This is a genomic window from Gammaproteobacteria bacterium (assembly GCA_015709635.1).
In the GTDB taxonomy this organism is placed as follows: Bacteria; Pseudomonadota; Gammaproteobacteria; order Burkholderiales; family Nitrosomonadaceae; genus Nitrosomonas.
Genome location: CP054180.1, coordinates 2,500,746 through 2,513,690 on the forward strand (window position 1 = coordinate 2,500,746; position 12,945 = coordinate 2,513,690).

A 12,945-nucleotide genomic window follows, 5' to 3' on the forward strand; every position below is an offset into this window, starting at 1 on the left:
AATTTAACTCTGAATTTAAATCTTGAAGAAAACGCGAATCTCGGTCAGGAATGGACAATCATTGATCCATTCCCTCCTCACTGCTCCAGCAGCGGACTCATCGGATACTCCAGCGCTTCTTTCATTGCGACCAGCGACAACACCGCTTCGCGGCCGTCGATAATGCGGTGATCGTAGGATAACGCCAGATAATTCATCGGCCGGATGACGATCTGCCCATTCTCGACGACTGCGCGTTCCTTGGTGGCGTGAATGCCGAGAATGGCGCTTTGCGGCGGATTGATGATCGGCGTCGACAGCATCGAGCCGAACACGCCGCCGTTGGTGATCGAGAATGTACCGCCGCTCAGTTCGTCGATACTCAGTTTGCCGTCCTGCGCGCGTTTGGCGAAATCGGCGATTTGCAGTTCGATTTCCACCGTCGACAGTTTGTCGGCGTCACGAATGACCGGCACGACCAATCCGCGCGGACTGCCGACGGCGATGCCGATATCGTAGTAATCGTGATAGACGATCTCGTTACCTTCGACGGAGGCATTGACGATCGGGTATTTCTTCAGCGCTGCAACGGCCGCTTTGACAAAAAACGACATGAAGCCGAGCTTGACACCGTGTTCTTTCTCAAATTCGGTTTTGTGACGCGTGCGCAAATCGATGATCGCTTGCATGTTGACTTCGTTGAACGTCGTCAGAATCGCCGCGGTCGATTGCGATTGCACCAGGCGTTCGGCAATGCGCTGACGTAGCCGCGACATGGCGACGCGGCGCTCGGTGCGTCCGCCCGTTACACCGCCACTGCCGCCGGTTCCGGTTTTTGCAACCGCAGCAGTTCTGCTATCCATGTATGCTTGCACGTCTTCTTTGGTGATACGACCACCAAGACCGGTACCCTTGATCGCAGAGGTTTCCGTGGTTTTCAGGTTGTTTTCTTCCGCCAGTTTGCGCGCCGCCGGCATCAGCATCGGGATTGCGGTATCGACTGCCTCGGCACCCGCCGTTTCAGCACTAACCGCAGCAGGCGCTTGCGTTTGTTGACCGGCGGCAGGCGCTGGGGCCTGAGTTTCCGGTTTTGCAGTTACCGCAGCCGCTTCCGTTTCGATCATCGCAATCACTTCGCCGCTGACCACGGTGGCGCCATCGCCCTTCAGCACTTTGGCCAGCACACCGGCGTTCGGCGCGGGCAACTCCAGCACCACTTTATCGGTTTCGATATCGATCAGATTTTCCGATCGGTTGACATACTCTCCCGCTTTTTTATGCCAGGAAATTAAGGTAGCTTCCGCTACGGATTCGGATAATGCGGGAACTTTGACTTCAATCAGCATGGCGTCCTCGTACTAAATTTTTTCTCGGAATGCTGCGACGATTAATTCATTCTGTGTAAATTTGTGTCTTGCCGTGTAACCGACCGCGGGAGAGGCCGAAGATGCGCGCAGCGCATAGCCCAGCACTTGGTCCGGTTTCATATGGCGCAATAAATAGTGTTGAATGCGATGCCACGCACCTTGATTGCCAGGCTCTTCCTGGCACCAGACAACTTCTTTGGCATTACTGAAACGATCAATTTCGGCTTGGAATTCTTCGTGTGGAAACGGATAGAGCTGTTCCAAACGAATGATTGCCATATTAGAGATCTGTTGTTCTTTGCGATAAGCCATCAACTCGTAATAAATTTTTCCGCTGCAAGCGATGATACGTTTTACTTTATCGCAATCCAGATTGTCAGTTTCGGAAATGACCGGATAAAAATGACCGTGCGCCAATTCATCCAGATTCGAAGTAGATTCCTTAAGCCGCAACATACTTTTCGGACTCATGATGATCAGCGGCTTGCGGATCGAACGGATCATTTGCCGCCGTAACACATGAAACATCTGCGCCGGTGTCGACGGCACGCACACCTGAATGTTGTAATCCGCACATAATTGCAGGTAACGTTCCAATCGCGCCGACGAGTGTTCTGGCCCCTGCCCTTCGTAACCATGCGGCAGCATCATCACCAAGCCGCACAAACGTCCCCATTTGGCTTCGCCGGAGGCGATGAACTGATCGATCACCACTTGCGCGCCGTTGGCGAAATCGCCGAATTGCGCTTCCCAGATCACCAATTCGTTCGGCTGCGTCGTGGCGTAACCGTATTCAAAACCCAGTACCGCCTCTTCCGACAACATCGAATCGATGACGACGAAATCCGGCTGTTCGGGATACAGATGACGCAACGGCACATAAATGCGCTCGTTCTGATCCGCCGCGACTTGATCGTGCAGCACGGCGTGGCGGTGAAAAAAAGTACCGCGCCCTGAATCCTGCCCCGACAATCTGACCGGATAACCCTCCTTCAACAAGGCTGCGTACGCCAGATTCTCCGCCATGCCCCAATCCAGCGGCAATTCACCGTTACCCATCAGGCGCCGGTCGGCGATGATTTTCGCCACGCGCGCATGCAGCTTGAAGCCTTCGGGAATATCCGTCAACCGCAAGGCAAGCTGTTTCAACGTTTGCAGTGCCATGCCGGTTTTAATTTTCTTGTTCCATTTGACTGGCCGGATAAAAGGCTCCCAATTAATGGTATACGGCGACTTGTAGTCATAGCAAACGGTCTTGTTTGGATTGGTGCCCTCATCCATCGCATCACGGTACGCTTGCACCAGTTGCTCCGCATCCTCCGGCTTGATAACCTTTTCTGCACTCAGTTTATCCGCATACATTCTGCGCGTGCCGGGATGCTGGTTGATGATTTGATACATACGCGGTTGCGTCACCATCGGTTCATCCTGTTCGTTATGACCCAGACGGCGGAAGCACACCATATCGATCACCACATCCTTGTGAAAGCGCATGCGAAAATCGAACGCCAGTTCGGCGATCATCAGCACCGCTTCCGGATCATCGCCGTTGACGTGAAAAATCGGCGCCTCGATCATTTTGGCAACATCGGTGCAATACAACGTCGAACGACTATCGCGCGGATCCGATGTAGTAAACCCGATCTGGTTGTTGATGATGATATGCACCGTACCGCCGGTGCCGTAACCGCGGGTTTGCGACAAATTCAGCGTTTCCATCACCACGCCCTGCCCGGCAAAGGCGGCATCACCGTGAATCAGCACCGGCAGCACCCGATCGCCCAGTTTATCGTTCAACAAATGCTGGCGCGCGCGCACCGAGCCTTCGACCACCGGATTGACGATCTCCAGGTGCGAAGGATTGAACGCCAAGGCCAAGCGCACGATGCCATCCGCGGTTTTGATCGCGGAAGAAAACCCCTGGTGGTATTTCACATCGCCGGACGGCAAAGCTTGCGGTTGCGTGCCTTCAAATTCGCGAAACAGTTCGGCGGGCATTTTCCCCAAGGTATTTACCAGCACATTGAGCCGGGCGCGGTGCGCCATACCCATGATGATTTGCTGCACACCGGCCTTACCGGCACGGTGAATCAGACAATCCAGCAATGGAATCAAGCTTTCGTTACCTTCCCCGGAAAAGCGCTTCTGCCCGACATAACGGGTGTGTAAATACCGCTCCAGCCCTTCCGCAGCCGTTAGCCGTTCGAGAATGTGGCGTTTATAGTCGGCGGAATAATCCGGGTTCGAGCGTTGGCCTTCCAATCGCGCCTGAATCCAGCGCTTCTGTTCTACCGAGGAAATATACATGTACTCGGCGCCAACCGAACCGCAGTAGGTTTTGCGCAGAATCTGCAATATTTCCCGCAGTGTCGCACGCTCCGGACCAACCAATGAGCCGGTATTGAACACCTTGTCCATGTCCGCTTCGGTAAAGCCGAAATGCGCCGGATTCAATTCCGCCACATCGGTATGCTGTTTCAATCCGAGCGGATCGAGCTTGGCTTGATTCAAACCGAGATAACGGTGCATGTTGATGAGCTGCAAAACGGCCACTTGCTTGCGTTCGTCGGTATCCGCACCGACCACGTCGGACAATGCGGTTTGTGTTTCTACTGCGGCAGGTTTTGCGCCTGCAACCGCAGATGTCTCACCGGCTGGAACTTGAGCTTGCTTGACCGTGGTAATTTCCGGCTGCTTTGCCAGCCGGTCAAAGTACTCGCGCCAAGCGAGCGCGACCGAATTGGGATTATGCAGATACTCGTCATAAACCGCTTCGACAAACGCGGCATTCGCGCCGGACAACAGCGTATCATCCAATAACGGCTTATTCATAGGATAGGCGCCCCGGAATCAATAAACGGCTATTTCTTGCGATACGAATCAGGTACGTCGCGCATCGTCGTACCGGTATACAACTGGCGCGGACGGCCGATCTTATGATCCGGATCGGACACCATCTCACTCCACTGCGCCACCCAGCCGACCGTGCGTGCCATGGCGAAAATCGCGGTAAACATGCTGGTCGGTATACCCAAAGCGCGCTGCACGATGCCGGAATAAAAATCGACGTTGGGATAAAGTTTGCGCGAAATGAAGTAATCGTCTTCCAGCGCAATTTTTTCCAGTTGCAGCGCCAGCTTGAACAAGCGGTCGTTGTGCAATCCCAGCTCGTTCAGCACTTCATGGCAGGTTTCGCGCATCAGCTTCGCGCGCGGATCCATATTCTTATATACCCGATGGCCGAAGCCCATGAGCCGGTAATTACTCTCTTTATCCTTGGCGCGCCGGATGAATTCATCGATGCGCGACACATCACCGATTTCTTCCAGCATATGCAGGCACGCTTCGTTTGCGCCGCCATGCGCAGGACCCCATAGGCAGGAAATACCGGCAGAGATGCAGGCGAATGGATTGGCACCGCTGGAACCTGCCAGCCGCACCGTCGAGGTGGAGGCATTTTGCTCGTGATCGGCGTGCAGAATCAGGATCCGATCCAAGGCGCGCACGATCACCGGATTGGCTTCATATTTCTCCGTCGGCACGGAAAACATCATATGCAGGAAATTTTCCGCGTAACCCAGTCTGTTTTGCGGATACACATACGGCTGCCCGATGTTGTATTTATATGCCATGGCGGTAATCGTCGGCAATTTCGCAATCAAACGGAACGCCGATTGCTCGCGGTGCGCCGGATCGGAAATATTCAACGAGTCATGATAAAACGCCGACAACGCACCGACCACGCCGACCATCACTGCCATCGGATGCGCATCGCGGCGGAAACCGCTGTAAAAACGCACCAACTGCTCGTGCAGCATCGAATGGTTTTTAATCGCGGCATCGAAGGTTTTTTTCTGCTCGGGTGCGGGCAACTCACCGTGCAGCAATAAGTAACAAACATCGATAAAATCACAATGCAGCGCCAGTTGCTCGATCGGATAGCCGCGATACAGCAGAATCCCTTTGTCGCCGTCGATGAAGGTGATCGTGGAACTATTGCTGGCCGTCGACACAAACCCGGGGTCGTAAGTAAACATACCGCTTTGTGCATGCAGCTTGCGAATGTCGATGACATCCGGACCTATGGTTCCCGCTAAAACCGGTAGCTCGATAGGCGCGCTGCCATTATTCAGATTCAGCGTCGCTGTGCCTTTTTGTGCCATATGACTTCTCCACTTAATGCGAATGATTGATTAGTATGCACTGTTTCAGGCCCCGGAGCCGCCAGAATACCGCCGGAAACCTAAGGGGGTTCTGAAAAACTACTACACTCGGTCATGCCGCGTTGAGATCAGATTCAAAATGCTCATTTACCTTTTGTAAACTGCGCTTTTGCACCTGATTTCGCCTTGCCTGGCCATCGCTCGCTACCTTTTTCAGAGCTTCCCTAACTCTTTTGCAGCAATTCCAGTACCGTTTGCAAGCTATGATCGGCAGGAGTTTTTCTTTCCGAGATCAAATCCCACAAATCATTATCCGGTAACGACAACAATCGTTCAAATTGTTCCAGCCTCTGCCGATCCAATTGCGCGTAGTACCGGTCCATGAAACGCTGCAACACGATATCCAATTCGAGCAAACCGCGCCGGCAGCGCCAGCGCGCGCGTTCGAATTCCTTCATACCATTCTTTTGGCCATCATGTCCTTGATTTTGCCGATTGCTTTGGTCGGATTCAAGCCTTTCGGGCACGCATCGACGCAATTCATGATGGAATGACAACGAAACAGCCGGTAAGGATCTTCCAGATTATCCAACCGCTCCGCAGTCGCCTGATCACGGCTATCCGCCAGAAACCGGTAGGCCTGCAGCAACCCTGCCGGACCGACGAATTTATCCGGATTCCACCAGAACGATGGGCACGCTGTCGTACAACATGCGCATAAAATACATTCGTACACACCATCCAGCGCCGCGCGCTCTTCCGGCGACTGCAACCGCTCCGTTTCCGGCGGTGGATCATTGTTGATTAAGTAAGGCTTGATCGAATGATACTGCTGAAAAAATTGCGTCATGTCGACGATCAGGTCACGAATCACCGGCAGCCCCGGCAACGGACGGATCTCCACCGGCTCTTTCAGATCGCGCAACGGCGTAATGCACGACAATCCATTGCGCCCGTTGATATTCATCGCATCCGACCCGCACACCCCCTCGCGGCACGAACGGCGCAAACTCAAACTATCATCGATCGACTTGATGCGCAGCAACGCATCCAGCAGCATCTTGTCAGTCGGCGCCAGCTGGATGTCGTAATCCTGCATATAAGGCTTGTCGTCTTTATCGGGATCGTAGCGGTAAATCGAAAACTTCATAGACTGGCTCCGGCTGGTTGGATGATGGACTCAAGTCAAAAATAATTTCGAATGGCATGAAGTATACAGATTTGAAACCGGATTGACACCGTTTGGTTATAATTGCAAACCGGATGACAGATCAAAGAAACACCGTCCACCGCGATCACTTCTGCAAACAGCACCTCATTTCAGCACAAAGATAAATGCGTATCTGTCAAGCTTGATTTATCGAAATACTGACTAGAGAATCGAGAATGATATTCAAACAGTTAGCCATTGTCATCCAGGTCCTCGTTAGGGAAGTTAGCACCAAGCGCATGAATGTTCTCCCAGTGCCAGACGATGGCGTTGGCTTGATCCACGGTCACCCTCGGGGTGTAGTAGACATATCATAAGTTATTGACTATTAAAATACTTTAATAAATTAATGAGTCGAGATACGAAGATCGATATGTTTCAAAAAGTTTTTGAGCAATTGTGGCAATACCAATCATCTGTACTTGAATGAATGTTTTTCGATGAATTGCACAGTTGATAAAGTGCACTCTATTGGAATCTATATACTGAATAAATTCCAAATCGTTACTCAGCCAAGTAATTTATTTCTATTCAGACGAATACAATAACTCAACAAAACAAGCACACCGATACTCAATAGCATAAATGCAGATGGCTCAGGAACAGGAGATGCTAGAGATGAGAAATTTCCAGTGCCATCTGTTTGGATCCACCAGGTTCCATTTAATATGGATCCAAAAAATATAAGGCCATCAGGAAAATAAGTGTTGTTGGACTCAACACTGTCAATTCGGAGCGCACCGTAATGCCCTGTAAAAGTATTCCTCACAACAACAAAATCGCCACTTTTATTGGGGCCAATATAGCCATTAAAGAAACTAAAAATTGAGGCATCTGTAATTTGCGAAATATCCGTTATTCCAGCAGCGAATCCAACATCAGTGAGGTAATCGCTAGGGACAAAAATACTACTAGGATCATTACTCCCAAAGAAGAAAACTAGAGGATTATCGATAGAAAAAGTTGAAGTCCATGGCACAAACATATGATCAACTCCATCACTGAACAGCATAGTTCCAGGAACAGGCGCTTCTCCAACAAAATACGATTTAATTGTACCGGTTATAACCTTTGCTTGAACCGTGGAAATCATAAACATTGCCACCAACATAGCTATTGGTATATGAAATAGAAATAAATTACGATTTTTCATTCTATATCCTCTTAATCACAGATAAGATCTATTGATAATATTGAAGCATTTTCGGAATGGAAGCAAGTTGCATAATATTCTCCCTAAAAAACCATGATGATTGACATAGACCTTGCTATGAGTTCAATAAACGATTAAATTTATCAGAATAAATCCAATCCATTTTTTCTTTTTAAACTACCGCGAGCGAATAAGATCCTGCTTGTATCGCACGAGTAGCTAATTTGTAGCGGGATAGAACAATCCTACTTTTTTCTTTTCAAATCTAGTCTATGGCTTTTTTTGTAACGCTTTTTCTTCCTTACTATGTCCTTAATCGTAAGCGATAGAATTCCCAAACCCGAAATAGCAAGAACTACATAACTTTCCCATCCAGGAAGAAATTCAGTCGTTACTAGGATCGCAATGACGAATATCGCTCCTACACCACCCACACGAATCAAATATTGTAAAAATGTCGGTTCACTCATAACGTTAATTACACTCGCAGTTATTTTCAATGCGAATATGCCGTTCATTCGGTATTAGGTTTCCTACTCCTTCTGCTGTGCCTTCGACGCCAACCCATGAAGCAAATTCTTCAAACGCTCTGGAATTATGGCGCCATCCTCTCTGAGCCGTCCGCTTGGAGGCTCGACTACCCTGGCGCAATCTTTCTGCTCGTGCAAATTGTCTTTGAGCCTTTAATGCAGAATTAGCCGCTTTCAATCCGCTGAATGGGTTTATCGCTCCTGCTAAAGCTGCAATTCCAACAACACCCCATTTGATACATTCGAATCTCATACCATTGGATGCAAGTTGAATTGCAATATCTCCAAAAGCCCCAATGGCCGCACCTAATAATGGATTTTCTCCAGTTGGATCAGTAAATATCGTCGGCGCGCCGTTGACATATGTATAAATATTCATTCCTCCCATCAACCCAATCGGATCCGGTGAGATATACCGCCCAGTTTCAGGCTCATAATAGCGGAAATAGTTATAGTGAAGATTCGTTTCCTTATCAAAATACTGCCCGGGGAATCGCAGGTTGTATTCAAAAACCTGAGTCGCATCCAGCGGGCTTTCGTTGGCTAGATTGGCACCAAAAGCATGAGTGTTATCCCAACGCCACACGGCAGTATTATTCGTGTTCACGATCACTCTAGGAGTGTTGAGATGATCGGCGTGTATGAAATAAACCTGGATCGGGCTGGCCGGAGCGTTTTTTTTGATCACTGCAACCGGAATATCACCCAGCCACACGGTTTCTTGCCGCATCAGCCAATCATCGGGTTTTGCAGTGATTGCATCATCCCGGTATTCGCCGATTAATTGTCCATTGGGGTCATAAAAGAAGAAAAACTTCGGACTTAACGGGCCGTTCTTGATAATGCGTTGATCCAGAGCATTGTATTTATAAGTGTGCGTTTTACCGCTCTTGATCGCCATCGAGAGTTTTCCAGCAGCATTCCAGGTGAAAGTAGCGATGCCATCACTTAATGGATAGCCGGCAGCGTCGTAGCTGTAAGTCTTGGCCACCGGCCCGGCAACATTCATCAGGCGATTGCTATCCGAAGCTATGGTATACGGATAACCGGTAGCGCCAAATTGCGCCTGGGTGCGATTGCTGTTGGGATCGTAGTCCCAGAGCTTGAAGCCAGAATTATCCGACTGGCTGATCAGACGATTCAGCACATCGTAATCGTAGCTGCGGTTATACACCGGATCGGGACCGGTTGTTTGCGTGATGCGGCTGGCAGGATCGTAGATTAATGTCCGGGTATCGCCACCGGCAGAGTGGGTTTTGAGCCGCCCATCTAGATCAAAACTACGCGTATACGCTTGACCATTACCCCATACCCAGCTTTTCGGTGTGCCAAACGGGTGGTAGGTAATGTTGTTCAGCAGCACATTGCCATTGACGCGGATTTCGCTTGGGCGGCCATCGGCGCCATAGCTGGTGGTGATTTGCGTGCCGGATGGGTACGTGGTTTGGTCTAAGCGGCCCAAGCTGTCGTAGTGGTAGCTGAGCGTTTGCGTGTAGCTGGCATTGTTTATCCTTGCAATCTGTAGTGTGTTGAGCAAACGCCCATGCGAGTCATAACTGAAGCTGGTAGACCCCGATTCGTCCGACAGGCCGGTTAACCGGCCAATGCCATTGCTGCCCGCGTCGTAGCTCCAGGTCAGCGCGGTTGTGCCGGGAATTCCGGCAACCGTGGCATGGGTGCGTTGAGTGGGGCGGTTCAGCGCATCCCAGGTATAGGTGTGTTTGACACCCCGTGCATCGGTGACGGTTTTGAGGTTGCCGGCGCTGTCATAGGTGTAGGTCGCGGTGCCGCGATCGGCGGAGACTTCCTGCGTCAGGTCGCCAAAGCCGCTGACTGTGTAGGTGGTGGCAATATTTCGCGGATCGGTTACCTGCGTGAGCCGATCGAGCGCATCCAGCGTTTGCTGGGTATGGCCGTTGGCCGGATCGATGGTTTCTTTGAGGCGGTTGCGCGTATCGAACTGATAGGTGGCGGTATGCAACAACGGATCGGCAACCTGTTTCAGGTTGCCTTGCGCGTCGTATTGATATTGTGTGGTCTGGCTTTGTGCGCCGGTGTCTTTCCACAGCCGGTTTAGCGCATCGAATCCGCGTTGCTGGGTTTTCGTCAGGTTATTGAGCGGATCGAATAATTCTTCCTTGGTACGGTTACCCATAGCGTCCAGTGTATATTGCACGCGATTACCCAGGTTATCGGCTATCGCGGTTAGGCGATGCGCGGCATCGTAGGTGTAGCTTAAGAAACTGCCATCGGGTAGAGTGATTTTTTGGAGCTGCCCAACACCATCGTACTGATAGCGCGTAATCTCCGTACCAACTGTGCGGCTGAGTATACGCTGACGAACATCGTAGGTAAGACTCGTAACCAAGCCATTGGGATCGACGATTTCTTCCGGCTGGCCGTGGGCGTTATAGCGCGTGATTTGCGTGACGTGACCCAAAGCGTTGGTGATACTGGCGATTTCCCCGCGGCAACCAGAATGGCCACCAGTGCAAGCTGCATCCGGCGCGTAATAATCGGTGGTAGTGATATCGGTTACATCGGTGCGCGGGCCGTCCTCTATTTTTTGCAAAATCACCCCCGGAATACTGGGATGATAAACATAGTTCGTACTCCATGCCCGCGTGGCGTTTGTTGCGGTGTCTTTGATTTGATGTTGCGCGACATTGCCGTGCGTGTCATAGACATAACCGGTTTCCCGTCCGGCTTCAGTGATTTTGACCGGTAAGCGGAAATTCGCATGCCAAGCCGTGAGGATTTTACGCTCGCTGCTGTTGGCGGCGGCTGTATAGCTGAATAAATCCCCTGGGCAGTTACTGCCGCTGCTTAGCCCTTCAATCCGGGCAGTTTCCAGATTCCGGGTCAGGTCGTAGGCATAGCAGGTCTTATTGCCATTGAAATCGGCACGGCTAGCAACATTGCCGTTAACATCATAGGTTGTTGCACTGGAAGCAGCACTACAACCCGAACCGGCAGGCTGCGATTGACCGCTGCTTTTAGCGACACCCAGAATGGTTTGAAAGTGGTGGGTGTATTGGCTATTCAGCGAATCGGTCACGAGGGTACTACTGCCATCGGCGCTATAACCCAGCACATAGCGCTCTACCCCGCCCGCATGCTCAGTTACTACCGCACGGCCTTGTGCATCATAAGTATAAGTAGCGAAACGCACACCGTTCTCATCGGTGATGCCGGTTAAGGCATTAGGTAAACTGGCTCCGCTTGTAAAAGCCGGTTCGCTGTAATGGTAGGTGCGGACTTTACCGTCGGGAAAGGTAACTGAAGTCAGGTTGCCGTTGCTTTGGTAAGTAAATCGATAAAGATTCCCAGCTAAGCCGGTCAGTGTGGCAAAGTTACCATAATCATCATGCGTGAACTGCAACTGATTTCCGAACGAGTCGGCTACTCTGGATAAATTACCTAATGCGCTGTAAGTCAGTGAGTGAGTAATTCCGCTTCTGTCTTCAACTGATAATAATTTGCCCGAGACATCATATTTTTCTATCCTGTCATTCAAACTATCCCGATATACCCAACCCAAACGGTTATTAGCATCATCGAACAATTCGATCAATGAGTCATTGATATCAATGTCGCTATGCCATTCCCCAGTCGTCTGATTCTTATTAAATATTACTGCTCCCCTACCGCGATAAATACGTGCACTCACTGGACTAGGCAATCCATCCAAAACTATGAATTTGTAGTAAGAATGACGCCAGGTTGTACTCGATCTTTTTGTATCGTTATGCTGGTAAAACAGTTGGAAATCTATCGGAAAACTACTGCTGCCAATGCGATAAATCGGAATTGTCAGTTCTTTGCGCCCTAATCCCAGATAAACCGGATTTGGTGTTCTATCACCGCATTCTTCAGGTTTAGCCAGATCTTTCTCACCATCCGGATAAGAAGGAACAGGGCAAGCGATATAGCCATAACGGTCGACGTTATAAATATCCTTGATGCTGTACCCGGCTAAGTTCCCAGGACAGATACCTTCCATCGCTGATGTATGCCAACCACAGTAACCAGGTTCGTATATACGGCAAAATCTATAACCCTTAATCCACCCACTATAGCCCGGGTAATACGGAAAATCTTCAATAGGATGACAAAGCCACGCACCGCCATATTCTGAACATGTTTCCCGTCTAAGCGGCTCAAGTGCCTGTTGATAAGACTGAGAGTAAGGATACGCAGCGCTATTTAATTCAAATTGATATTCTGTCATGCCGCGTGTATCTATAGTATTTCTTGTCCATACAAATTTTATTGGCGGCTGTATTTGCACACCATCGGGAATATTTATTTCTCCGGCGGCTTCAGAATTCGTTGCGAATACGGACAAAAGAAACAGGCTTAGAAACTTTTTACAGAAATCACACATAGCTTCTCTATTCATTACTTTTCCCTCATTCAAACAACAATCCAGTCATTTTTTTTTGCCATATTACCGGCGATTGAAATGGAAAAAAGCTTAGAACAAAGGGAGCTTTGTTCTTTATTTGCGATTTAATAGTATGGAAGCAATTGCTTGGATATG

Annotated in this window: 8 protein-coding genes; all 8 read right to left on the minus strand. The window is 49.9% G+C overall.

Translation table 11 applies throughout. The features are described 5' to 3' along the window. Positions 1-77: 77 nt before the first annotated feature. Positions 78-1,325, minus strand: a complete 1,248-nt coding sequence (odhB, locus tag HRU78_11960) for a 2-oxoglutarate dehydrogenase complex dihydrolipoyllysine-residue succinyltransferase (GenBank protein ID QOJ24272.1) — start codon at positions 1,323-1,325, stop codon at positions 78-80. 12 nt (positions 1,326-1,337) lie between these two features. Then, positions 1,338-4,178 (minus strand): 2-oxoglutarate dehydrogenase E1 component, encoded by a 2,841-nt coding sequence (locus HRU78_11965; protein QOJ24273.1) that lies wholly within the window; start codon positions 4,176-4,178, stop codon positions 1,338-1,340. Positions 4,179-4,207: 29 nt separating this feature from the next. Further along, positions 4,208-5,509 (minus strand): citrate (Si)-synthase, encoded by a 1,302-nt coding sequence (gene gltA / locus HRU78_11970; GenBank protein QOJ24274.1) that lies wholly within the window; start codon positions 5,507-5,509, stop codon positions 4,208-4,210. A 224-nt stretch (positions 5,510-5,733) separates the two neighbouring features. Next, the gene (locus HRU78_11975; GenBank protein ID QOJ24275.1) at positions 5,734-5,967 is read right to left on the minus strand and encodes a succinate dehydrogenase assembly factor 2; all 234 of its coding nucleotides are present in this window, start codon (positions 5,965-5,967) and stop codon (positions 5,734-5,736) included. Next, the gene (locus HRU78_11980; GenBank protein QOJ24276.1) at positions 5,964-6,659 is read right to left on the minus strand and encodes a succinate dehydrogenase iron-sulfur subunit; all 696 of its coding nucleotides are present in this window, start codon (positions 6,657-6,659) and stop codon (positions 5,964-5,966) included. Before HRU78_11980 ends, HRU78_11975 begins: the two co-directional genes overlap by 4 nt. 568 nt (positions 6,660-7,227) lie before the next feature. Continuing rightward, positions 7,228-7,872, minus strand: coding sequence for a PEP-CTERM sorting domain-containing protein (locus HRU78_11985; GenBank protein QOJ24277.1), 645 nt, complete (start codon positions 7,870-7,872; stop codon positions 7,228-7,230). A 245-nt stretch (positions 7,873-8,117) separates the two neighbouring features. Next, positions 8,118-8,342, minus strand: a complete 225-nt coding sequence (locus HRU78_11990) for a hypothetical protein (protein QOJ24278.1) — start codon at positions 8,340-8,342, stop codon at positions 8,118-8,120. A 4-nt stretch (positions 8,343-8,346) separates the two neighbouring features. Then, the gene (locus HRU78_11995; protein QOJ24279.1) at positions 8,347-12,405 is read right to left on the minus strand and encodes an RHS repeat protein; all 4,059 of its coding nucleotides are present in this window, start codon (positions 12,403-12,405) and stop codon (positions 8,347-8,349) included. Positions 12,406-12,945: the final 540 nt, after the last annotated feature.

Coding starts and splice junctions, on each gene's coding strand:
- HRU78_11975 (QOJ24275.1), bottom strand. CDS start 5,967: ATGAAGGAATTCGAACGCGCGCGCTGGCGCTGCCGGCGCGGTTTGCTC.
- HRU78_11980 (QOJ24276.1), bottom strand. CDS start 6,659: ATGAAGTTTTCGATTTACCGCTACGATCCCGATAAAGACGACAAGCCT.
- HRU78_11985 (QOJ24277.1), bottom strand. CDS start 7,872: ATGAAAAATCGTAATTTATTTCTATTTCATATACCAATAGCTATGTTG.
- HRU78_11990 (QOJ24278.1), bottom strand. CDS start 8,342: ATGAGTGAACCGACATTTTTACAATATTTGATTCGTGTGGGTGGTGTA.
- odhB (QOJ24272.1), bottom strand. CDS start 1,325: ATGCTGATTGAAGTCAAAGTTCCCGCATTATCCGAATCCGTAGCGGAA.
- HRU78_11965 (QOJ24273.1), bottom strand. CDS start 4,178: ATGAATAAGCCGTTATTGGATGATACGCTGTTGTCCGGCGCGAATGCC.
- HRU78_11995 (QOJ24279.1), bottom strand. CDS start 12,405: ATGGAAGGTATCTGTCCTGGGAACTTAGCCGGGTACAGCATCAAGGAT.
- gltA (QOJ24274.1), bottom strand. CDS start 5,509: ATGGCACAAAAAGGCACAGCGACGCTGAATCTGAATAATGGCAGCGCG.